Origin of the sequence: Streptomyces naganishii JCM 4654 (assembly GCF_014650575.1) — a bacterium.
Taxonomy (GTDB): domain Bacteria; phylum Actinomycetota; class Actinomycetes; order Streptomycetales; family Streptomycetaceae; genus Streptomyces; species Streptomyces naganishii.
Window position 1 is genome coordinate 121,142 of record NZ_BMVF01000009.1, and the last position, 22,997, is coordinate 144,138.

At 73.6% G+C, this 22,997-nt stretch carries 20 protein-coding genes; 17 read left to right on the forward strand and 3 right to left on the reverse strand.

All coding sequences use genetic code 11. From position 1 onward, the window contains the following. Positions 1-123: 123 nt before the first annotated feature. Entirely contained in the window at positions 124-1,158 is a 1,035-nt protein-coding gene (locus IE217_RS18305) for an ABC transporter permease (RefSeq protein ID WP_190178967.1), read from the forward strand. Then, entirely contained in the window at positions 1,155-1,826 is a 672-nt protein-coding gene (locus IE217_RS18310; protein WP_190178968.1) for an ABC transporter ATP-binding protein, read from the forward strand. The genes IE217_RS18305 and IE217_RS18310 overlap by 4 nt, the downstream gene beginning before the upstream one ends. Before the next feature lie 89 nt (positions 1,827-1,915). Here the strand turns inward: IE217_RS18310 and IE217_RS18315 are convergent, their stop codons facing one another. Further along, positions 1,916-2,713 carry an IclR family transcriptional regulator gene (locus tag IE217_RS18315; RefSeq protein WP_190178969.1) on the reverse strand — a complete coding sequence of 266 codons (798 nt, stop codon included), beginning with the start codon at positions 2,711-2,713 and terminating at the stop codon, positions 1,916-1,918. Positions 2,714-2,953: 240 nt separating this feature from the next. Between IE217_RS18315 and allB the strand changes: the two genes are divergently transcribed. From allB to IE217_RS18345, 6 genes are all read left to right on the forward strand, one after another. Next, complete coding sequence (allB, locus tag IE217_RS18320; RefSeq protein WP_190178970.1) at positions 2,954-4,294, forward strand: allantoinase AllB; 1,341 nt, start codon at positions 2,954-2,956, stop codon at positions 4,292-4,294. Positions 4,295-4,326: 32 nt separating this feature from the next. After that, complete coding sequence (gene alc / locus IE217_RS18325; protein WP_190178971.1) at positions 4,327-5,457, forward strand: allantoicase; 1,131 nt, start codon at positions 4,327-4,329, stop codon at positions 5,455-5,457. 42 nt (positions 5,458-5,499) lie between these two features. Further along, complete coding sequence (locus IE217_RS18330; protein ID WP_190178972.1) at positions 5,500-6,336, forward strand: AIM24 family protein; 837 nt, start codon at positions 5,500-5,502, stop codon at positions 6,334-6,336. Positions 6,337-6,422: 86 nt separating this feature from the next. Beyond that, the gene (locus tag IE217_RS18335) at positions 6,423-7,049 is read left to right on the forward strand and encodes a dihydrofolate reductase family protein (RefSeq protein ID WP_190178973.1); all 627 of its coding nucleotides are present in this window, start codon (positions 6,423-6,425) and stop codon (positions 7,047-7,049) included. A gap of 109 nt (positions 7,050-7,158) precedes the next feature. Next, positions 7,159-7,584: a guanyl-specific ribonuclease gene (locus IE217_RS18340; protein WP_190178974.1), complete on the forward strand. Its 426-nt coding sequence runs from the start codon at positions 7,159-7,161 to the stop codon at positions 7,582-7,584. 122 nt (positions 7,585-7,706) lie between these two features. Beyond that, complete coding sequence (locus tag IE217_RS18345) at positions 7,707-8,972, forward strand: sensor histidine kinase (RefSeq protein ID WP_190178975.1); 1,266 nt, start codon at positions 7,707-7,709, stop codon at positions 8,970-8,972. Between the two features lie 726 nt (positions 8,973-9,698). On the opposite strand, the gene IE217_RS18350 is transcribed toward IE217_RS18345, so the two are convergent. Further along, positions 9,699-10,667, reverse strand: coding sequence for an NADPH:quinone reductase (locus tag IE217_RS18350; protein WP_190178976.1), 969 nt, complete (start codon positions 10,665-10,667; stop codon positions 9,699-9,701). A 147-nt stretch (positions 10,668-10,814) separates the two neighbouring features. Here IE217_RS18350 and IE217_RS18355 point away from each other — a divergent pair, with 147 nt between their 5' ends. After that, positions 10,815-11,522: a response regulator transcription factor gene (locus IE217_RS18355; RefSeq protein ID WP_190178977.1), complete on the forward strand. Its 708-nt coding sequence runs from the start codon at positions 10,815-10,817 to the stop codon at positions 11,520-11,522. Between the two features lie 69 nt (positions 11,523-11,591). Next, positions 11,592-12,773, forward strand: coding sequence for a cytochrome P450 family protein (locus IE217_RS18360; RefSeq protein ID WP_190178978.1), 1,182 nt, complete (start codon positions 11,592-11,594; stop codon positions 12,771-12,773). Positions 12,774-12,992: 219 nt separating this feature from the next. Here IE217_RS18360 and IE217_RS18365 read toward each other — a convergent pair whose 3' ends face one another. Next, the gene (locus tag IE217_RS18365; RefSeq protein ID WP_190178979.1) at positions 12,993-14,015 is read right to left on the reverse strand and encodes a Gfo/Idh/MocA family protein; all 1,023 of its coding nucleotides are present in this window, start codon (positions 14,013-14,015) and stop codon (positions 12,993-12,995) included. A 129-nt stretch (positions 14,016-14,144) separates the two neighbouring features. Here IE217_RS18365 and IE217_RS18370 point away from each other — a divergent pair, with 129 nt between their 5' ends. From IE217_RS18370 to IE217_RS18400, 7 genes are all read left to right on the forward strand, one after another. Further along, positions 14,145-14,882, forward strand: a complete 738-nt coding sequence (locus IE217_RS18370; RefSeq protein ID WP_190179117.1) for a GntR family transcriptional regulator — start codon at positions 14,145-14,147, stop codon at positions 14,880-14,882. A 224-nt stretch (positions 14,883-15,106) separates the two neighbouring features. Beyond that, a complete protein-coding gene (locus IE217_RS18375; protein ID WP_190178980.1) occupies positions 15,107-16,111 on the forward strand; it encodes a sugar ABC transporter substrate-binding protein in 1,005 nt (334 codons plus the stop codon). Continuing rightward, positions 16,108-17,148 (forward strand): ABC transporter permease, encoded by a 1,041-nt coding sequence (locus tag IE217_RS18380; RefSeq protein ID WP_190178981.1) that lies wholly within the window; start codon positions 16,108-16,110, stop codon positions 17,146-17,148. Before IE217_RS18375 ends, IE217_RS18380 begins: the two co-directional genes overlap by 4 nt. Positions 17,149-17,258: 110 nt before the next feature. Then, positions 17,259-18,041, forward strand: a complete 783-nt coding sequence (locus IE217_RS18385) for an ATP-binding cassette domain-containing protein (protein ID WP_190179118.1) — start codon at positions 17,259-17,261, stop codon at positions 18,039-18,041. 137 nt (positions 18,042-18,178) lie between these two features. Further along, positions 18,179-19,327 (forward strand): ROK family glucokinase, encoded by a 1,149-nt coding sequence (locus tag IE217_RS18390; RefSeq protein WP_190178982.1) that lies wholly within the window; start codon positions 18,179-18,181, stop codon positions 19,325-19,327. Continuing rightward, positions 19,324-19,908 carry a sugar kinase gene (locus IE217_RS18395; protein ID WP_190178983.1) on the forward strand — a complete coding sequence of 195 codons (585 nt, stop codon included), beginning with the start codon at positions 19,324-19,326 and terminating at the stop codon, positions 19,906-19,908. The genes IE217_RS18390 and IE217_RS18395 overlap by 4 nt, the downstream gene beginning before the upstream one ends. Positions 19,909-20,018: 110 nt before the next feature. Continuing rightward, entirely contained in the window at positions 20,019-22,979 is a 2,961-nt protein-coding gene (locus IE217_RS18400) for an SCO1167/SCO6262 family helicase (RefSeq protein ID WP_190178984.1), read from the forward strand. Positions 22,980-22,997 lie beyond the last annotated feature (18 nt).

Sequence of the window (22,997 nt, forward strand, 5' to 3'; positions counted from 1 at the left end):
CGTAAGGGCCGCCGCCCCGCCGCCGGTCAACCGAAAGTTCGATGAGTGCCCACCTCCTTCGACACGGGTGATGCGTGCCCCGGCGCGATGCCCCGCGGGGGCCCTGCCGCGCAGGGTTGGGGCATGTTCGTCGCATGGAGAGACCTCCGGTTCGCCAAGGGGCGCTTCGCCCTGATGGGGACCGTTGTCGTACTGATCACGCTGCTCGTGGGGCTGCTGTCCGGGCTGACCGCCGGGCTGGCCCAGCAGAACACCTCGGCGGTACGGCAGCTGCCCGCCGACCACCTGGCCTTCGCCGCGCCGCCCGCGGGCCGCTCGGTGTCCTTCGCCGACTCCTCGCTCCCGGCGTCCGCCGTACAGCGGTGGGCGCGGCGGGTGCCGTACGCCGAGCCGGTCGCGATCCGCACGGTCAACGCGGCCGCCGGGGACCGTACGGCGGCGGTGTCGCTGTTCGCCGTACGGCCCGGCGGCGGCATCGCACCTGAGGGAGTCGCACCCGGGCGTGCGGTGCTCACCGTGAAGGCGGCCGCGGACCTCGGGGTGACGGCCGGGGACCGGGTGCGGCTCGGGTCCGCCACGTGGACCGTGGCGGCCGTCGCGGGCGGAGCCTCGTACAGCCACACGCCGGTGGTGTGGACGGCCTGGGACGGGGGCCGGGCCACCGTGATCGCGCTGCGCGCGCACGGCGCCGACCTCGCGGCCGGGGACCGGGCCGCCGGCACGAAGACGCTCGCCAAGGACGACGCGCTCACCGCCATCGGGTCCTACCAGGCGGAGAACGGCTCGCTCCAGCTGATGCGCGGCTTCCTCTTCGTCATCTCCGCGCTGGTCATCGGCGCGTTCTTCACGGTGTGGACGATCCAGCGCTCCCCCGACATCGCCGTCCTCAAGGCGCTGGGCGCCTCCACCCGCTACCTGCTGCGCGACGCGCTGGGCCAGGCCGTTGTCCTGCTCGCCGCCGGCACGCTCCTCGGCACCGGACTCGCGGGCCTCGCGGGCGCGCTCGTACGGGGCGGTTCGGTGCCCTTCGTGCTGGACCTGCCCACCGTGCTGCTGCCCGCCGGGGTGACCATCGTGCTCGGTGTGCTGGGCGCCGGCCTGTCCGTGCGGCGGATCACCGCCGTCGACCCGCTGACCGCGCTGGGAGGCGTGCGATGAGCCTGATCCTCGACGACGTCACGCTGACCTACCCCGACGGGGACGGCAGGCTCACGGCCCTGGACCGGGTGCGGCTGGAGGTGCCCGCCGGGTCCCTCATGGCGGTCGTCGGACCGTCCGGCTCGGGCAAGTCCAGCCTGCTCGCCGTGGCCGCCACGTTGATCCGGCCGGACAGCGGGCGGGTGTGCGTGGCCGGGACGCCGACCGGGGAGCTGAGCGCGGCCGAGCGCGCCGTGCTGCGCAGGCGGAACATCGGCATCGTCTTCCAGCAGCCGAACCTGCTGCCGTCGCTGACGGCGGCCGAGCAGCTGGAGGTGATGGCCCGCCTCGACGGACGCCGGGCGGCGGCCGGACGGGCCCGGGAACTGCTGGCCGCGGTCGGACTCGCCGACCAGGCGCACCGGCACCCGCACCAGCTCTCCGGCGGCCAGCGCCAGCGGGTCAACATCGCGCGGGCGCTGATGAACGAGCCGTCCGTCCTCCTCGTCGACGAGCCCACCAGCGCCCTCGACCACGAGCGCGGCGCGGCCGTCCTGGACCTGCTCACCCACCTCACGCACGACAGGGGCACCGCGACCGTCCTGGTCACCCACGACCGGGCCCACCTGGACGCGGCGGACGCGGTGCACGAGATGCGGGACGGGCGGCTCACGGTGCTCACCGTGTGATCAGCCGCCGGTGAGTGACATCCGGGCGGCCGGTGGCGGTGGCGGTGGCGGTGGCGGTGGCGGTGGCGGCGGTGGGCCGGGTGGCCGGTTCAGGCCGCCGGGCCCGTGCCGGACAGGGCCTCGGAGAGGTCCACGGCCACCTGCTGGAGCACCGGGACGATGCGCTCGGTGGCCGCCTCCGTGACCCGGCCGGCCGGGCCCGAGATGGAGATGGCGGCGGCGGTGGGGGAGTCGGGGACGGTGACCGCGAGGCAGCGCACCCCTATCTCCTGCTCGTTGTCGTCCATGGCGTAGCCGAGCCGGCGCACGTCCTCAAGGGCGGCCAGGAAGCCCTCCGGGGTGGTGATGGTCCTGTCGGTGGCGGCGGGCATGCCGGTGCGGGCCAGCAGGGCGCGCACCTCGTGGTCCGGGGTGTGCGCGAGCAGCGCCTTGCCCACGCCCGTGGAGTGCGGCAGGACGCGCCGGCCGACCTCGGTGAACATCCGCATCGAGTGCTTGGACGGCACCTGCGCCACGTACACGACCTCGTCGCCGTCGAGCAGGGCCATGTTCGCCGTCTCTCCGGTCTCCTCCACCAGGCGGGCGAGGTAGGGGCGGGCCCAGGTGCCCAGCAGCCGGGAGGCGGATTCGCCGAGGCGGATCAGGCGGGGGCCGAGCGCGTACCGTCGGTTGGGCTGCTGGCGTACGTAGCCGCAGGCCACGAGGGTGCGCATCAGGCGGTGGATGGTCGGCAGCGGCAGCCCGCCGGCCGCCGACAGCTCGCTGAGGCCGACCTCGCCGCCCGCGTCCGCCATCCGCTCGAGCAGATCGAAGGCGCGCTCGAGGGACTGGACCCCGCCGCCGGAGGACTTGGCGGAGTCGGTGGTGCTGGCGCTGGACGTCGGCACGGCGCGTTCCTTTCGGGACTGGCGGGCAGGGCCAAAGCCTATCGGGGAGCCGGTTGACCGCCCGCCTGTGCGGAACTACGTTCTGATAGCCGGAATCCTAATTCCGCTTTGTGGAAACGTCCAGACTGTGTGCCCCGGGCCGCCCGGCGGCAGTGTGCCTCTTGACGGGGTGCGGGCGTGAGTGAAGACTCATTCAACAGAATGTTGAAGCATTCGAGTCGAGATCCGAGAGGGGTCCGGGTGTCCGACGCTGAGCTGGTGCTTCGCTCGACCCGCGTGATCACGCCCGAGGGGACGCGCCCCGCGTCGGTCGTGGTCGCGGGCGGCACGATCACGGCCGTACTCCCGCACGACGCCGACGTGCCACCGGGCGCCCGCCTGGAGGACTTCGGCGACGACGTGCTGCTGCCCGGCCTCGTCGACACCCACGTGCACGTCAACGACCCGGGCCGCACCGAGTGGGAGGGCTTCTGGACCGCCACCCGCGCGGCGGCGGCCGGCGGCATCACCACCCTCGTCGACATGCCGCTCAACTCCCTGCCCCCCACCACGACCGTCGGCAACCTGCGCACCAAGCAGGACGTGGCCCGCGACAAGGCCCACATCGACGTCGGCTTCTGGGGCGGCGCCCTGCCCGGCAACGTCAAGGACCTGCGCCCGCTGCACGAGGCCGGCGTCCTCGGCTTCAAGGCCTTCCTGTCGCCCTCGGGCGTGGAGGAGTTCCCGCATCTCACACAGGAGGAACTGGCCCGCTCGCTCGCGGAGATCGCCTCCTTCGACGGCCTGCTCGTCGTGCACGCCGAGGACCCCCGTCACCTCGCCGCCGCCCCGCAGCAGGGCGGTCCGAAGTACGCCGACTTCCTCGCCTCCCGGCCGCACCACGCCGAGGACACCGCCGTCGCCGCCCTGATCGAGCGAGCCAGGCGCCTCGACGCGCGCGTGCACGTGCTCCACCTCTCCTCCGGCGACGCGCTGCCGCTGATCGCGGCGGCCAGGGCGGACGGCGTACGGATCACCGTGGAGACCTGCCCGCACTACCTCACCCTGACCGCCGAGGAAGTCCCGGACGGCGCCAGCGAGTTCAAGTGCTGCCCGCCGATCCGCGAAGCCGCCAACCAGGACCTGCTCTGGCAGGCACTGGCCGACGGCACCATCGACTGCGTGGTCACCGACCACTCGCCCTCCACCGCCGACCTCAAGACCGACGACTTCGCCACCGCCTGGGGCGGCATCTCCGGCCTCCAGCTGAGCCTGTCCGCCGTGTGGACCGAGGCGCGGCGGCGCGGCCACGGCCTGGACGACGTGGTCCGCTGGATGTCCGCGCACACGGCACGCCTGGTCGGCCTCGACGCGCGCAAGGGCGCCGTCGCGCCGGGCCGCGACGCCGACTTCGCCGTCCTCGCGCCCGAGGAGACCTTCACCGTCGACCCGGCCGCCCTCCACCACCGCAACCGCGTCACCGCCTACGCCGGCCGGACCCTGCACGGCGTGGTGAGGTCCACCTGGCTGCGCGGCGAACGCATCGCCGCGGACGGCGAGTTCACCGCACCGAGAGGCCGCCTGCTCACCCGCACCCACTGACACCGACTCCCGAAAGGCAGGACCAGACCACCGTGACGGCGATCGAGAGCTTCACCGGCGACGCGCAGCCCTACAGCGGCGGCGACCCGTACGCGGACTACCGCACCGCCGACTTCCCCTTCACCCACCTCGCCGACCTCGCCGACCGCCGGCTCGGCGCCGGTGTCATCGCCGCCAACGACGAGTTCTTCGCCATGCGCGAGAACCTGCTGCTGCCCCATCGCGCCGAGTTCGACCCCGAGCACTTCGGGCACAAGGGCAAGATCATGGACGGCTGGGAGACCCGGCGCCGGCGCGGCACCGGGGCCGGGCACCCCTGGCCCGCCGAGGACGACCACGACTGGGCGCTGATCCGGCTCGGCGCGCCGGGCGTCGTACGCGGCATCGTCGTGGACACCGCCCACTTCCGCGGCAACCACCCGCAGGCGGTGTCCGTCGAGGGGACCTCGGTACCGGGCTCCCCGTCCCCGGAGGAACTGCTCTCGGACGACGTGAAGTGGACGACGCTGGTCCCGCGCACCCCGGTCGGCGGCCACGCGGCCAACGGCTTCGCGGTGGACGTGCCGCGCCGCTTCACCCACCTGCGCCTCAACCAGCACCCCGACGGCGGCATCGCGCGCCTGCGCGTGCACGGCGAGGTCGTGCCCGACCCCGGGTGGCTGTCGGCGCTCGGCACCTTCGACGTGGTCGCCCTGGAGAACGGCGGCCGGGTCGAGGACGCCTCCGACCGCTTCTACTCGCCCGCCACCAACACCATCCAGCCGGGCCGCTCCCGCAAGATGGACGACGGCTGGGAGACCCGGCGCCGCCGCGACCACGGCCACGACTGGATCCGCTACCGGCTGGCCGCCCGCTGCGAGATCCGCGCCGTCGAGATCGACACCGCCTGCCTCAAGGGCAACAGCGCCGGCTGGGCCTCGGTCTCCGTACGGGACGGCGAGGGCGACGGGGCCGACGGCGGCGAGTGGACCGAGGTCGTCCCGCGCACCCGCCTCCAGCCCGACACCAACCACCGCTTCGTGCTCCCGGCCGCGGTCGCCGGCACGCACGCGCGCGTGGACATCTTCCCGGACGGCGGCATCTCCCGGCTGCGCCTGTTCGGCTCCCTGACGGAGGACGGCGCGGCCCGCCTCACGGCCCGGCACCGGGAACTGGGCGGCTGATCAGGGGGGAACTCTCCGGTCCGCCCCCGCGTTGTATCCCCCGTGACTCTTCAGCAAGAAATCGTCGGCAACGCCATGCAGATGGCGGTCGTCAACCTGCGCCCCGGCCAGACCGTGTACTGCGAGGCCGGCAAGTTCCTGTTCAAGACGACCAACGTGACCATGGAGACCCGCCTGTCCGGCCCGTCCCAGAACGGCAACGGCAACGGCAACGGCAACGGCTCGGGCCAGGGCGGCGGGGGCGGCGGCATGGGCGGCCTGCTGCGCCAGGCCATGGGCACCGCGATGCAGGTCGGCCAGCGGGTGCTGGCGGGCGAGTCGCTGGCCTTCCAGTACTTCACGTCCCAGGGCGGCGAGGGCACCGTCGGCTTCGCGGGCGTACTGCCCGGCGAGATGCGCGCGCTGGAACTGGACGGCACGCGCGCGTGGTTCGCGGAGAAGGACGCCTTCGTGGCCGCCGAGTCCACCGTCGACTTCGGCATCGCCTTCGCCGGCGGCCGCACCGGCATGAGCGGCGGCGAGGGCTTCATCCTGGAGAAGTTCACCGGGCACGGCACGGTGATCATCGCCGGCGCGGGCAACTTCATCGACCTCAACCCGGCCGACTTCGGCGGCCGCATCGAGGTCGACACCGGCTGCGTGGTCGCCTTCGAGGAGGGCATCCAGTACGGCGTCCAGCGCATCGGCGGCCTCAACCGCCAGGGCCTGATGAACGCGGTCTTCGGCGGCGAGGGCCTGTCCCTGGCCACCCTGGAGGGCAACGGCCGGGTCATCCTCCAGTCCCTCACCATCGAGAGCCTCGCCAACGCGCTGAAGAAGGCCCAGGGCGGCGACAAGCAGGGACCGACCGGCGGCCTGTTCTCCACCCACGCGGGATGAGCCCCACGGCCCAGCGATGAGTTGCGGGGGCCCGCGCGGTCTGAGGTGATGACAGCGGACCCGGCCCCCGAAAGAAGGCACCCGACATGGGCAAGCTCGTCTCCACGATCTTCGTCACCCTCGACGGCGTCTACCAGGCGCCCGGCGGCCCCCAGGAGGACACCACCGGCGGCTTCGCCCACGGAGGCTGGAGCTTCCGCTACGGCGACGACGACTTCGGCCGGTTCGTCACCGAGGTCTTCGACCGCGCGGGCGCCTTCCTGCTCGGCCGCCGCACGTACGAGATCTTCGCGTCCTACTGGCCGAGGATGACCGACCCCGACGACCCGATCGCCTCCCGGCTGAACGGCCTGCCGAAGTACGTCGTCTCCTCCACCCTCGACAACCCAGGGTGGACGGGCACGACCGTGGTCGGCGGTGACCTCGCCAAGGAGGTCGCCGCGCTCAAGGAGCGCACGGACGGCGAGCTCCAGATCCACGGCAGCGGCGCCCTGGTGCGCTCCCTGGTCGACCTCCGGCTCGTCGACACCCTGCACCTGCTCACCTTCCCGGTCGTGCTCGGCACCGGGCGCCGGCTGTTCGTGGAGGGCGCCGTCCCCACCGCCTTCCGCCACACCGGCGGCCGGATCACCTCGGCGGGCGTCTCCATCCAGTCGTACGACCTCGCGGGCCGCCCGGAGTACGGCTCCTACGAACTGCCCGAGGACGCGTAGCGGGGCGGCCGCGCCGCCGGTCGTCTCCGCGAGAACTCCCCGCTTTTCATGGGAAGTTCAACTGTTTTGTCATTGACCTGCCATGCTCTACGCGCGTCATCATGGCGTCATGAGAATTCCCCCACGCCTCACCCGCCTCGGCGCCGCGAGCGCCCTGCTGTCCGCCCTGCTCGTGGGCGGCACCGTCACCGCCGGCCCGGCCGCGGCCGCTCCCACCGGCTCCGCCGCACCGGCCGCCGTCGCGGCCTCCGTCGGCAGCATCTGTTACGGCGACCTGTCCGCCCAGGCGTACGACACCCTGGACCTCATCGACCAGGGCGGCCCCTTCCCCTACTCGCAGGACGGCGTCGTCTTCCAGAACCGCGAGCACGTCCTGCCCGCGCAGTCCAGCGGCTACTACCACGAGTACACCGTCATCACGCCCGGTTCCCCCACGCGCGGCGCCCGTCGCATCGTGACCGGACAGCGCGCCCAGGAGGACTACTACACCTCCGACCACTACAGCACCTTCGACCTGATCGACTTCGGCTGCTGAAGCCCGCCCCGCGGACCGGTGGGGCGCCGAAGTCCGGCGCTGCCGATACTTTGGTAGCCGATCCGTACTTTGGTAGCCGATCCGTTCCGCGGGGCGCTCAAGTACGCGCCGACTGCGTACATTTGCCGACCGTGAGCAGTGATGCGACGACTCCGGACCTGCCCGTCCTCACCGGGCGGCGCTGGTGGCTGCCGTCCGCGGTGGCCGACGAACTCGACGCCGAGAGCGGGCGGCGGCCGGGGCGCTCGCGGCGCACCGCGCGGGACTGGGTGGTCGACATCTCCTGCTTCCTGCTGGCCGTCGGGATCGGTCTGGCAGCCGCGGACTCCGTGCGGCACGAGCCGCACACGCCCCACTTCCTGGTCGTCGCCGACCAGTTGCTCGGCCTGCCCGCCTGCTTGGCGGTCTGGCTGCGCCGCCGCCACCCCCTCGCCCTGGCCGTCGCCATGGTCCCGGTCGGCTTCGTCTCCAACAGCGCGGGCGGCGCCGGCGTCGTCGCCCTGTTCACGCTCGCCGTGCACCGGCCCTTCCGCTACGTGGCCTGGGTCGGCGGCGCCACACTCGCGCTGGTCCCGGTGTCGTCCTGGCTGCGCCCCGACCCCGACATGCCGTTCGCCGGGGTGGTCGCCTTCTCCGCCGTGCTCCTCGCCTCGGTCGTCGGCTGGGGCATGTTCGTACGGTCCAAACGGCAGCTGATGCTGAGCCTGCGGGACCGCGCCCGGCGCGCCGAGACCGAGGCGCGGCTGCGGGCCGAGCAGGCGCAGCGGCTGGCCCGCGAGGCCATCGCGCGGGAGATGCACGACGTCCTCGCGCACCGGCTGACGCTGCTGAGCGTGCACGCCGGCGCACTGGAGTTCCGGCCGGACGCGCCCCGCGAGGAGGTCGCGCGGGCGGCCGGGGTCATCCGGGAGAGCGCGCACGAGGCCCTTCAGGACCTGCGCGAGATCATCGGCGTGCTGCGCGCGGGTGACACCGACGACGCGGGGCGGCCCCAGCCGACGCTGGGCGCGCTGGACGGCCTGGTCGCCGAGTCCCGCGAGGCCGGGATGAAGGTCGTCCTGGCCGGTCAGGTCACCGACCCCGCCGGCGTACCGGCCGCCGTCGGCCGCACCGCGTACCGCATCGCCCAGGAGGGCCTGACCAACGCCCGCAAGCACGCCCCCGGCACGGAGGTCACCGTGTCCGTCACCGGAGGCCCGGGCCAAGGACTGGCCGTCCTGGTGCGCAACCCCGCCCCCGAGGGCGAGGTACCCCACGTCCCCGGCTCCGGCCAGGGCCTGATCGGCCTCACCGAACGCGCCACCCTGGCCGGCGGCACCTTGCGGTACGGGCCGACGCCGGAGGGCGGGTTCCTGGTGGAGGGGCGGTTGCCTTGGTGGGAGGGGTAGCCGGCGAGCGACGGGGCGGGGCGGGGTGGCGGCGAGCGGGGCGTCAACGGCGTGTGGCCGCGCGGGCGTCCGGGCCGGTGGCCGCCGGCGACGGCCCACGGCGGGCTCCTCGACGGCCCCGCCTGCGCTGTGGCGGGGTGGCCGGACCGGCGGTCCGGCCACCGCGGTCACCGCGTGCTCGCCGCCGCGCCGCGCCGAGCGCGGTGGGTGGTGCGGGCCGACGTGGACTTGGCGCGGCCTGGCCTGCGGGGGACGCCGGCCTGCGGTGCGTTTCGGCCCGCGGTGCGGTCTTGCCTGCGGTGTGGTGCGGTCTGGCTCGCGGTGCGGTCTTGCCCGCGGTGCGGCCTGGTCCGCGCTGTGGCTTCGCTTGCGGTGTGGCCTGGCCCGCGGTGCGGTCTTGCCTGCGGTATGACCCGGTTTGCGGTGCGGACTGTCTTGCGGCGTGCGCTGGCCCGGGGCGGAGCCTGGCTGGCGGTGCGTCTCGGCCCGCGCCACGCCGAGCGCGGTGGGTGGTGCGGGCCGACATGGACTTGGCGCGGCCTGGCCCGCCGGGCACGCCGGCCTGCGGTGCGGCCTGGTCTGCGGTGCGGCCTGGTCTGCGGTGCGGCCTGGTCTGCGGTGTTGCCTGGCCCGCGGTGCGGTCTTGCCTGCGGGGGACGCCGGCGCGGTGCGTCTCGGCACGCGGTGCAGGCTCGCCTTGCGACCGAGCGCGGGGTGCCGGCGGGCTCAGGGGCGTAGGACCACGCGGGTGCCGTGCAGTTCGCCCGCTTCCACGCGGCGGTGCTGCCGCGCGAGGGCGCTCAGCGGGTGGTACTCCACCGCGCGGGGGCGCAGACCGCCGGCCGCGAGCAACTCGTTCACGGCGGCGGCCGCATCGGCCAGTTCGGCGACCGTGGCGTGGGAGATGGCGAAGCCGCGTACGGAGCCGTCCTTCATGTAGAGCGGCCCGACCGGCAGGGTCGGCTCGTCCCGCGCCCCTGACATGAGGACGATCCGGCCGCGGTGCGCGAGCAGGGCGACGGCGGTCCGCAGATCGTTGTGGCCGGAGGTGTCCACGTGCACGTCGACCCCCTCGGGCGCGAGCGCCGCGAGGCGCGCGGCGAGGTCGGGGGCGTGGTAGTCCACGACCTCCGCCGCGCCCAGGGACCGTACGTGCGCGTGGTCGCGCGGCGCGGCCGTGGCGAGCACCCGCGCGCCCGCGCGCGCCGCGAACTCCACCAGCGCGCTGCCCACGTTGCCGCCCGCGCCGCCGACCAGGACCGTCCCGCCGGTGCCCAGGCCGCCGTGCGTGAAGAGGGCCAGGTGGGCCGTCGCGGCGGGGTGGAACACCGCCACCGCCTCCTCCGGGCGCACGCCGGGCGGCAGCCGGTAGAGGCGGTCGGCCGGCACCGCGGCCCGCTCGGCGGCGGCTCCCTGCCTGCCGTCGTGGCCGAGGCTGTTGCACCACACCGTCTCGCCCGCCGAGAAGCCGGACCCGGCGGCGGCCACCGTGCCCACGAGGTCCCGGCCGAGGACGAGCGGGAAGGGCGGCAGCGGCGTGCGGAACAGTCCGGAGCGGACGAACGCGTCCACCGGGTTCACGGTGGTGGCCAGCACGTCCACCAGCACCTCGCCGGGCCCCGGCTCGGGCGGCGGCAGCTCGCCGAAGCGCACGAGGTCGGGCGGACCCAGCTCTTCGATGTACGCGGCACGCATGAGCCTTGATTCTCCCACCGGGGCGGCGAGCGCGCCTTCCGCCCCGGCACCGTGTCTCCCACGCGGGGCACATCGGCCCTCCCGCGCGGGAGGGCCGGCGGCGAGCCGGTGTGGCCGGGGCGCGGGCCGTTTGGTTGGGTGGGGCGCATGACGCCCATCCGACTGCTGCTCGTCGACGACGACCCGCTGGTGAGAGCCGGTCTGTCCCTGATGATGGGCGGCGCCGACGACATCGAGATCGTCGGTGAGGCGGCCGACGGCGCCGAGGTGGAGGACCTGGTCGACCGCACCCTGCCGGACGTCGTCCTGATGGACGTGCGGATGCCGGGCATGGACGGTCTCACGGCGACCGAGCGGCTGCGCGGACGCGCGCGTGCGCCGCAGGTCGTGCTCCTCACCACCTTCCACGCCGACGAGCAGGTGTTGCGGGCCCTGCGCGCGGGCGCCTCGGGGTTCGTCCTCAAGGACACCCCGCCGGCCGAGATCGTCGACGCGGTACGCCGGGTCGCCGCGGGCGATCCCGTGCTGTCCCCCGCCGTCACCCGCCGGCTCATCCGCCACGCGACCGGCACCGGGGGCGGTTCCGGCCCCGGCGGAGCGGCCGGAGCGGGCCCCGGCGACCGCCGCGCACGCGCGCGTGAACGCGTCGCCGCCCTCAACGAGCGCGAGTGCGAGGTCGCCCTGCGGATCGGGCGAGGCCTGGCCAACGCGCAGATAGCCGCCGAGCTCTACATGAGCGTGGCCACCGTCAAGGCCCACGTCTCGCGCGTCCTGACGAAGCTCCATCTGAACAACCGGGTGCAGATCGCGCTCCTCGTCCACGACGCGGGACTTCTCGAGGACGAGACGCCGTAGGGGCACTTCAGGGGCGGGCCGGACGTTGTCGGATCACGGGGCGTGCCGCGCTCCGGGAGGGGAGTCACGATGGCGGACTTGATCGACCTGACGGAGCACGGGGAGGCTTTATACGCCGACCCGCACGCCGTCTACGCGGAGCTGCGCGAACTGGGCCCGGTCCACCGGGTGCGCCTGCCGGGGACCGAGCCGTGGGATAGCTGGCTCGTCGTGGGGTACGAGGAGGCGCGCGCCGCCCTCGCCGACCCGCGGCTGTCCAAGGACGTGAGCCGGATCCAGGGGCCGACCCTGGAGGAGCGGGTCCTCGGCAAGAACATGCTGAACGCCGACCCGCCACAGCACACGCGCCTGCGCTCGCTGGTCACCCGCGCGTTCACCGCGCGCCGGGTCGAGGCAATGCGGCCGCGCGTGCAGGAGATCACCGACGGGCTGCTGGACGCGATGCTGCCGCACGGGAGCGCGGACCTGGTGGAGGCGCTGGCGTACCCGCTGCCCATCACGGTCATCTGCGAGCTGCTCGGCGTGCCGGAGATGGACCGGGCGGCGTTCCGCGAGATGTCCAACGAGGTGGTGGCGCCCACGAGCGCGGAGGCGTACACCGCCGCGATGCACGACTTGGGCGCGTATCTCACCGAGCTGATCGAGGACAAGCGCTGCGCCGGGCCGGCCGACGACCTGCTCAGCGCGCTGATCCGCACCACCGCCGAGGACGGCGACCGCCTCTCCGGCGAAGAACTGCGCGGTATGGCCTTCCTGTTGCTGATCGCGGGCCACGAGACCACGGTGAACCTCATCTCCAACGCCGTGCGCGTCCTGCTCACGCACCCGGAGCAACTCGCCGCGGCCGTGGCCGACCTGGAACTCGTCGACGGCGTGGTCGAGGAGACGCTGCGGTACGAGGGGCCGGTGGAGACCGCCACCTACCGCTACGCGGCGGAGCCCCTGGAGATCGCCGGCACGGTCATCGCGGCGGGGGAGCCGGTGCTGATAGGCCTCGCCGCGGCCGACCGCGATCCGGGGCGCTTCACGTCACCGGACAGCTTCGACATCCGCCGGGACACCCGGGGCCACCTCGCCTTCGGCCACGGCATCCACTACTGCCTCGGCGCCCCGCTCGCCCGCATCGAGGCACGCACAGCCCTGCGCGGCCTCCTGGAACGCGCCCCCACCCTGACCCTCGACGCCCCACCCGCCAACTGGCTCCCAGGCATGCTGATCCACGGCACCCGAACCCTGAGGGTGCGCTGGTGACGCCCCCGTCCCGCACCACCCACCCGACCTGAGCCGTCCCGGCGGCCCGGTCCGCGTGAGCGGAGAGCGGCCCCGCCCGCGCCGTAGCGAGTCGGCGGGGTGCCCCTGCGTCCGCGCGCCCGGTGGCCACTGGGCCACGGCCCCGGCCGCGCCCGGGCGCGGAAGCGGGCCCCGACCGCCTGCGGGGGCGGCCCGGCCCCGTCCGTGCCCGGGCTCCGGTCAGCGCGGCGCGGCTTCCGGGGCGTCCGGGATTTCGGCCAAGGGGACCGGGCGGTGGTCCCGGCGGGAGCGTTCGCAGGCCTCGGCGATGCGCAGGGCCTGGAGCGCCTCACGACCGTCGCACGGGTTGGCGCGCTCGCCCAGGACGACCTCGACGAACGCGCACAGCTCCGCCTCGTAGGCGGGCCCGAAGCGTTCCAGGAACCCGGTCCACGGCTTGTCCGCGGCCGGCGGCCCGGTCGGCTCGGTGGACGCGATCGGCGTACGGTCGTCGAGGCCGACGACGATCTGGTCGCGCTCCCCGGCCAGCTCCATGCGTACGTCGTAACCCGCGCCGTTCAGCCGGGTGGCCGTCGCCGTGGCCAGCGTGCCGTCGTCGAGGGTGAGCACCGCCGCGCCCGTGTCCACGTCGCCCGCCTCGCGGAACATCGCCGGCCCCGCGTCGGACCCGGCCGCGTACACGTCGACGACCTCCCGCCCCGTCACCCAGCGCAGCACGTCGAAGTCGTGGATCAGCGTGTCCCGGAACAGCCCGCCGGACAGCGGCAGCCACGCGGCCGGCGGCGCGGCCTGGTCGGAGGTGAGCGCGCGCACCGTGTGCAGCCGGCCGAGCCGCCCCGAGCGGACGGCCTCCCGCGCGCCGGCGTACCCCGTGTCGAAGCGCCGCTGGAAACCCATCTGCAGGATCGTTCCGGCCGCGTCCACCTCGGCGAGCGCCTGCAAGGTGCCCGGCAGATCGAGCGCGATGGGCTTCTCGCAGAACACCGGGAGCCCCGAGCGTGCTGCCCGACCGATCAGTTCGGCGTGGGCCGACGTCGCCGTGGTGATCACCACCGCGTCCACACCCCACTTGAAGATCTCGTCCACTCCGGGGGCGGCCGTCTCGCCCAGCCGGTGGGCGAGATCCTGGGCCCGCGCCGGATCGACGTCCGTGAGGATCAGTGAGCCGACCTCCCGATGGCGGCTGAGCGTGTTCGCATGAATGGTGCCGATGCGGCCCGTACCGATGACCCCGATGCGCATGGGAACAAGGTGAGTGCCGACCCTGGGCCGTGTCAATCCGTATGTCCGGACAATCGGACTACACAACTTCCCGTCAACCGGCCGCAGGACTACGCTCGGGCCGTGCCGAAACCAGAAGAGGACCCGACCGTGGCGCTCGGGCTCAGTGTGGACCGCAGCTCACCGGTGCCGCTGTACTTCCAGCTGGCGCAGCAGTTGGAGGCCGCGATCGAGCGCGGCACGCTCACCCCGGGCAGCCTGCTGGGCAACGAGATCGAACTCGCCGCACGGCTCGGCCTGTCCCGCCCCACCGTCCGCCAGGCCATCCAGTCCCTGGTCGACAAGGGCCTCCTGGTACGGCGCCGGGGCGTAGGCACCCAGGTCGTGCACAGCCAGGTCAAGCGCCCCCTGGAGCTCAGCAGCCTCTACGACGACCTGGAGGCGGCCGGCCAGCGCCCGGCGACCAAGGTCCTCGTCAACACCGTCGTACCGGCCTCCGCCGAGGTCGCCGCCGCCCTCGGGGTGGCCGAGGACAGCGAGGTCCACCGCATCGAGCGGCTGAGGCTCGCGCACGGCGAGCCGATGGCGTACCTGATCAACCACCTGCCGCCCGGCCTGCTGGACCTCGACACCGGGCAGCTCGAGGCCACCGGTCTGTACCGGCTGATGCGCTCCGCCGGGATCACCCTGCACAGCGCCCGCCAGTCCATCGGCGCCCGCGCCGCCACCCCGGCCGAGGCCGAGCGGCTCGGCGAGGAGGAGGGCGCCCCGCTGCTCACCATGCAGCGCGCCACCTTCGACGACACCGGCCGCGCGGTCGAGTTCGGCACCCACACCTACCGGCCGTCCCGCTACTCGTTCGAGTTCCAGCTGCTCGTACGCTCCTGAGCCCGAGCCGAGCCCCAGTTCGAGCCCGGGCCTGGGCCCCCGAGCCCCAGCCTGGGCCTGAGCCCTCGAGCCTCATGTCCGGACAATGTGACCGAAGTGTCCTCCCCGCCGACCGGAGCGCGGGTCCCCGTGTTCGATAATGCGACGTTCGGGGCTGATGAGGTCGTCATCGGCCCCGCGCGTACGTTCGAGCACGGCACGGCAAGCAAGAAGGGCACGGCCTCGTGGCACGGTTTCCAACCTGGGCAGTCATCGCGCTGGCGGGGGCGCTGTCGGTATCCCTCGCGGGGTGCAGCAGCACCGGCGGCAAACGGGCGGAGGACGCCCGCAAGGCCGCCGCGGCACAGGGGAGGGCCGCGGTGAACACCCCCCGCTGGACCTTCGCGATGATCACCCACTCGGGTGATGGCGACACCTTCTGGGACATCGTGCAGAGCGGTGCCAAGCAGGCGGCGGTCAAGGACAACATCAACTTCCTGTACTCGCACGACACCGAGGCCCAGCAGCAGGCGCAGCTCGTGGACGCCGCGGTCGACAAGAAGGTCGACGGCATCATCGTCACGCTCGCCAAGCCCGACGCGCTCAAGGCGGCGGTCGCCCGCGCGGAGAAGGCCGGCATCCCCGTGATCACGGTCAACTCCGGCTCCGCGGAGTCCAAGGCCTTCGGCGCCCTCACCCACGTCGGCCAGGACGAGACCGTGGCCGGCGAGGCCGTGGGCGAGGAGCTGAACGAACGCGGGAAGAAGAAGGCGCTGTGCGTCCTGCACGAGCAGGGCAACGTCGGTCACGAGCAGCGCTGCGCCGGCGTGGCGAAGACCTTCTCCGGCAAGGTCGAGAACCTCTACGTCAACGGCACCAGCATGCCGGACGTGCAGTCGGCGATCGGTGCCAAGCTCCAGGCGGACAAGTCCGTCGACGCGGTCGTCACGCTCGGCGCTCCTTACGCCGACACCGCGGTGAAGGCGAAGGCGGACGCGGGCAGCGGCGCCGAGATCGACACCTTCGACCTCAACGCCAAGGTCGCCGCCGAGCTCCAGGACGGCACGCTCGGCTTCGCCGTCGACCAGCAGCCGTACCTCCAGGGCTACGAGGCCGTCGACCTGCTGTGGCTCCACAAGTACAACGGCGACGTGCTCGGCGGTGGCAAGCCGGTGCTCACCGGACCGCAGATCGTCACCAAGGACCAGGCGGCCGAGCTCGCGGAGTACACCAAGCGGGGCACCCGATGAGCGCAACCCTGGAACGCACATCCGACGAAAGGATTCTGCATACCTCGCCGCTGCGTCGGCTGCTGTCCCGCCCCGAGTTCGGCTCGGTCGTCGGCGCGATCGCCGTCCTGGTCTTCTTCTCCCTGGCCGCGGACGGCTTCCTGCGCGCCTCCAGCCTCAGCACCGTTCTGTACGCGTCCTCGGCCATCGGCATCATGGCGGTCCCGGTCGCGCTGCTGATGATCGGCGGCGAGTTCGACCTGTCGGCCGGCGTCCTGGTGACCTCCTCGGCGCTGGTCTCCTCGATGTTCAGCTACCAGATGACCGCCAACGTATGGGTCGGCGTCGGCGTCTCCCTGCTGGTCACCCTCGCCATCGGCGCCCTCAACGGCTACGTCCTGACCCGCACCGGCCTGCCCAGCTTCATCGTCACGCTGGGCACCTTCCTCATGCTGACCGGCGCCAACCTCGGCCTCACCAAGCTGATCGACGGCACCGTCTCCACCAAGACCATCGCCGACATGGAGGGCTTCCCGACGGCCCACGCCGTGTTCGCCTCCACGCTCACCGTCGGCGGCGTCGGCTTCAAGGTCACCATCCTGTGGTGGCTCGGCCTGGTCGCCCTCGCCACCTGGATCCTGCTGCGCACCCGCACCGGCAACTGGATCTTCGCGGTCGGCGGCAACAAGGATGCGGCCCGCGCGGTCGGCGTGCCGGTCACGAGGACCAAGATCGGCCTCTACATGGGCGTCGCCCTCGGCGCCTGGATCTCCGGCCAGCACCTGCTGTTCTCCTTCGACGCGGTGCAGTCCGGCGAGGGCGTGGGCAACGAGCTGATCTACATCATCGCCGCCGTCATCGGCGGCTGCCTGATCACCGGCGGCTACGGCAGCGCCATCGGCTCGGCGGTCGGCGCGCTGCTGTTCGGCATGACCAGCAAGGGCATCGTCTTCGCCGAGTGGAACCCCGACTGGTTCAAGTTCTTCCTCGGAGCGATGCTGCTCCTCGCGACCCTGCTCAACACCTGGGTCCGCAAGCGGGCGGAGGCCGCCAAGTGACGCACAGCGCACGTACCGAAGCAGGTACAGCAGCAGGCACCGAGGCACGTACCGAAGCAGGTACGCAGGCACGTACCGAAGCAGGCACCGAGGCAGCCACCGAAGGGCGCATCGGCGCACGTACGGCGCTCGTCGAGCTGTCCGGCGTCAGCAAGCACTACGGCGCCGTACGCGCCCTCCATGGCGTGTCCCTGGAGGTGCACGCCGGGGAGATCACCTGCGTGCTGGGCGACAACGGTGCCGGCAAGTCGACTCTGATCAAGATCATCGCCGGCCTGCACCAGCACGACGGCGGCGTCCTGCGCGTCGACGGCGAGGAGACCCGCCTCGCCTCCCCGCGCGAGGCCCTGGACCGGGGCATTGCCACCGTCCACCAGGACCTCGCGGTCGTCGGCCTGATGCCGGTGTGGCGCAACTTCTTCCTCGGCTCCGAGCCCCGCAAGGGCGCCGGGCCCTTCAAGCGCCTGGACGTCGACCTCATGCGCAGGACGACCCGGGAGGAACTGCTGCGCATGGGCATCGACCTGCGCGACGTCGACCAGCCCATCGGCACCCTGTCCGGCGGCGAACGCCAGTGCGTGGCGATCGCGCGGGCGGTGCACTTCGGCGCCAAGGTGCTCGTCCTGGACGAGCCGACGGCGGCCCTGGGCGTGAAGCAGTCGGGCACGGTGCTGAAGTATGTGGCGGCGGCACGTGACGAGGGCCTGGGCGTTGTCTTCATCACCCACAACCCGCATCACGCGTACCTCGTGGGTGACCGCTTCGTCCTGCTGAAGAGGGGTGCGATGGCCGGCAACCACACCCGGGACGCGATCACCCTGGAGGAGCTCACGCGCCAGATGGCGGGCGGCAACGAGCTCGACGACCTGCGGCACGAACTGCGGCGGAGCTGAGCGGCGGGGGCGTCGCCGAGGGCGAGCCGGCCCCCGGGCGCGACCGGTCCGGCGGCGCCCGCGCCCGGCCGCCGGCCCGTCCCGGCCCCGCCTCCCTGTACCGCACCCTTAACGCGCGTGAGGCAGAATCGGGGCCGATGAGCACCTACCGCGACCTCACCGCCCCCATCGGCTCCCGCCGCGCCCCGGTCCTGCGCACCGTGGGCACGCGCGAGCGCCGCAGCCACCTGACGGCGCCCCGGGTGCCCACGGTCGGCATCGACATCGGCGGCACCAAGGTGATGGCGGGCGTCGTCGACGCCGACGGCAACATCCTGGAGCGGCTGCGCACCGAGACGCCGGACAAGTCCAAGAGCCCGAAGGTCGTCGAGGACACCATCGTCGAGCTCGTCCTGGACCTGTCCGACCGGCACGACGTGCACGCCGTCGGCATCGGCGCGGCCGGCTGGGTCGACGCCGACCGCAACCGCGTCCTGTTCGCACCCCACCTGTCCTGGCGCAACGAGCCGCTGCGCGACCGGCTCTCCGAACGCCTGTCGGTGCCCGTCCTGGTCGACAACGACGCCAACGCCGCCGCCTGGGCCGAGTGGCGCTTCGGCGCCGGGCGTGGCGAGGACCACCTCGTCATGATCACGCTCGGCACCGGCATCGGCGGCGCGATCCTGGAGGACGGCCAGGTCAAGCGGGGCAAGTACGGCGTGGCCGGCGAGTTCGGCCACATGCAGGTCGTGCCCGGAGGCCACCGCTGCCCGTGCGGCAACCGCGGCTGCTGGGAGCAGTACAGCTCGGGCAACGCGCTGGTGCGCGAGGCGCGCGAGCTGGCCGCGGCCGACTCCCCGGTCGCCTACGGGATCATCGAGCACGTCAAGGGCAACATCGGCGACATCACCGGCCCGATGATCACCGAGCTGGCCCGCGAGGGTGACGCCATGTGCGTCGAGCTCCTCCAGGACATCGGCCAGTGGCTCGGCGTCGGCATCGCCAACCTGGCCGCCGCCCTCGACCCCTCCTGCTTCGTCGTCGGCGGTGGTGTCTCCGCGGCCGACGACCTGCTCATCGGCCCCGCGCGGGACGCCTTCAGGCGCCATCTCACCGGCCGCGGCTACCGCCCCGAGGCGCGCATCGCCCGCGCGCAGCTCGGTCCCGAGGCCGGCATGGTCGGCGCCGCCGACCTCGCCCGGCTCGTCGCCCGCCGCTTCCGCCGCGCCAAGCGCCGCCGCGTGGAGCGCCACGAGCGCTACGAGCGCTACGCGGAGGCCCGGCGCACGGCCCGGGAGGCGCTGTGACGATGTCCCTGCCCCGCCAGGCGGCGCCCCCGGACGAACCGCCGCCCCGGCCCGTCGAGGACCGCCGCCACCGCAACCGGCGCAGGGCCCTGACCCTGCTGATCATCGTGCTGCTCATCGGCGTCCCGGCCGGCTATCTGATGATCTCCGCCGCGCAGAGCCGCAGCAGCGGCAGGGACAAGGAGGCCAAGTACTCCGCGACCGGGCTCAGCCCGGGCTACCCGGCCAAGGTGCAGCAGCGCATCTACCAAGTGCTCATCCCGCACCCCGCGGACCGGGTGGCGTACTACGAGACGAACAACTGGAAGACGAGCCGCCTCTACGTCCAGTTCCGGACCACCGAGCCCGGCCTGGACACCTTCCTCGACGCCCTCGGCGTCAACCGCGCCGACCTGAAGAAGGGCGCGATCACGGTCGGCGACCGGGACAAGAAGATCACCGGCTGGACCTTCACCAGCAAGGGCCCGTGGTGGGGCCTCACCCACAGCCAGAAGAACCCGGCCCCCACCCAGGACGTGGTCGTCAACATGTCCAACCCCGTGCTCCCGATGGTCTACGTCGTCTCCCGCACCGTCCCCTGATACCCGGCCGTCACCCCCGGCCCGCGCCCGCGCCGGAGCCGGTTGTCAGACCCCGCCCGTAGAGTCGAAGACGACTGGTCCGACTGGAAGGGCGGGAGGTGACAGGACGTATGCGAGACGCGGTGGCGACGACGCCGTACGGCACGGCGGACGGCTGGGCCGACGAGACGGGGGGCGGCGCCGGGGACTTCACGGCGGGCGGTGCGGTGGGCGGCGTGGCGGGCGATCTGTCCGTGCGGCTCGCGGCCGTCTTCCTCCCGGCGCCCCTCCCGCGCGAGGGACGCGTCGCCTTCTGGGACCCCGACGGACAGGTGTGGGGCGAGCAGGGGCCCCCGCCCACCTCGCCGTCCCAGCCCCCCGGCGCACCCGCCCCCACGCACACGCGTACGGACCTCACGGTTGTCCGGCGGCACGGCTCCGGCGCCCGCCGCAGGACCGCCCCCGCCCTGACCCTGCCAGTCGAGCAGGCCCTGCCCCACCTCGTGCGCGCCCGGCACGACCCGGCGGCCCACCCCGCCACGGCCTGCTGGGGCGCCGCCGCCCTGCACGCCCTGCGGCTCACCGCCCGCGGCCGCCTCCTGCCCGGCCTCACCGCCACCGCGCACGACGCCTGGCGCGCGGGCCCCCTCGACCCGGACGACGTGGCCCACCTGCGCGCCATCGCCGCCGCCCTGCCCTACGAAGGCCACGCGACCCCGCTGCCCGGCTCCGGGCCGCTGCTCCTGCCCGAACCGGAGGCGCTGCTGCGTGCCTTCCTCGACGCGGTCGCCGACACCCTGCCCCGCACTCCGGCCGCCGCCCACATCTCGGGCCGGCCGTTCGCCGACCGCCGGGCCCAGCACCTGCCGCACGCCCACGACTGGGCGGCCGAGGTGGCCGCCGGCATGGACGCGGGCGTACGGATCTCCCTGCGGCTGGACCTCGCGGCGTACGACCTGTTCGACCGTGCCGACGACACGCGGGCGCGGGCCGCGGGCGCGGCGGTCGTCCAGGTGCACAGCCTCGCCGACCCCACCCTCGTGGCCGACGCGGCGGCCCTGTGGGCGGGGGAGGCCGACGCCGCGTTCGGGCCACGCGCGCGCGTGGACGCCGCCCTGGCCGTGCGGCGGGCAGCGCGCGTGTGGCCCCCGCTGGACCGGCTCTGCGAGCAGGAGGTGCCCGACGTCCTCGCCCTGTCCGAGGAGGAGGCCGGCGAACTGCTCGGGGTGGCCGCCACCCGGCTCGCCGCCGCCGGGGTCGCCGTGCACTGGCCCCGCGACCTGGCACAGGACCTCACCGCCGCCGCGGTGGTGCGGCCCGCGCCAGGTTCCGCGACCGACGGCACCGGCTTCTTCGAGAGCGAGCAACTGCTCAGTTTCCGCTGGCAGCTGGCGCTCGGCGGCGATCCCCTCAGCGAGGCCGAGATGGACTTTCTCGCCGAGGCCCACCGTCCCGTCGTACGGCTCCGGGACCGCTGGGTGCTGGTCGACCCGGCCCTGGTCCGCCGGGCACGCAAGCGGGACCTCGGCCTGCTGGACCCGGTCGACGCCCTGTCCGTCGCCCTCACCGGCACGGCCGAGGTCGACGGGGAGACGGTCGAGGCGGTACCGGCCGGCGCGCTGGCGGCCCTGCGGGACCGGCTCACGGCCGGCGTCGCCCCCGCCGAGCCGCCACCGGGCCTCAACGCCACGCTGCGCGACTACCAACTGCGCGGGCTGGCCTGGCTCGACCTCATGACCTCCCTCGGACTCGGCGGTTGCCTCGCCGACGACATGGGCCTCGGCAAGACGATCACCCTCATCGCCCTCCACCTCAAGCGCGCCCGCACCGAGCCCACCCTGGTGGTCTGCCCGGCGTCCCTGCTCGGCAACTGGCAGCGGGAGATCACCCGGTTCGCGCCCGGGACGCCCGTCCGCCGCTTCCACGGCCCCGACCGCACCCTGGACGGCCTCGACGGCGGCTTCGTCCTCACCACCTACGGCACCATGCGGTCGGCCGCGGCGCTGCTGGCCGAACAGCCGTGGGGCATGGTCGTGGCCGACGAGGCGCAGCACGTCAAGAACCCGTACTCGGCGACCGCGAAGGCCCTGCGCACGATCCCGTCCCCCGCGCGCGTGGCCCTCACCGGCACCCCCGTCGAGAACAACCTCTCCAACCTGTGGGCCCTGCTCGACTGGACCACCCCCGGACTCCTCGGCCCGCTCAAGTCCTTCCGGGCCCGGCACGCGCGCGCGGTGGAGAACGGCGAGGACGAGGAGGCCGTGGAGCGTCTGGCCCGCCTGGTGCGGCCGTTCCTGCTGCGCCGCAAGAAGTCCGACCCAGGCATCGTCCCCGAGCTGCCGCCCAAGACGGAGACGGACCACCCGGTGCCGCTGACCCGCGAACAGGCCGCGCTGTACGAGGCGGTGGTGCGCGAGTCGATGTTCGCCATCGAGTCCTCCAAGGGCATGGCCCGGCGCGGACTGGTGCTGAAGCTGCTGACCTCGCTCAAGCAGATCTGCGACCACCCGGCGCTGTACCTGAAGGAGGACCACCCGCGCGGGGGCGACCAGCTCGCCGCCAGGTCCGGGAAACTCGCCCTGCTGGACGAGCTGCTGGACACCCTGCTCGCCGAGGACGGCTCGGCGCTGGTCTTCACCCAGTACGTCGGCATGGCCCGCCTGATCACCGGTCACCTCGCCGCCCGCGCGGTGCCGGTGGACCTCCTGCACGGCGGTACGCCGGTGCCGGAGCGCGAGCGGATGGTGGACCGCTTCCAGAGCGGGGCCGCCCCGGTCCTCGTCCTGTCGCTCAAGGCCGCCGGCACCGGCCTGAACCTCACCCGCGCGGGGCACGTCGTCCACTTCGACCGCTGGTGGAACCCTGCGGTCGAGGACCAGGCCACCGACCGCGCCTACCGCATCGGCCAGACCCAGCCCGTCCAGGTCCACCGCCTGATCACCGAGGGCACGGTCGAGGACCGCGTGGCGGAGATGCTCGCCGCGAAGCGCGCCCTCGCGGACGCCATCCTCGGCACCGGTGAGTCCGCCCTGACCGAACTCACCGACCGCGAACTGTCCGACCTGGTATGGCTGCGAAGGGAGGCGCCCTGATGGTCCCCCGCCCCGCCG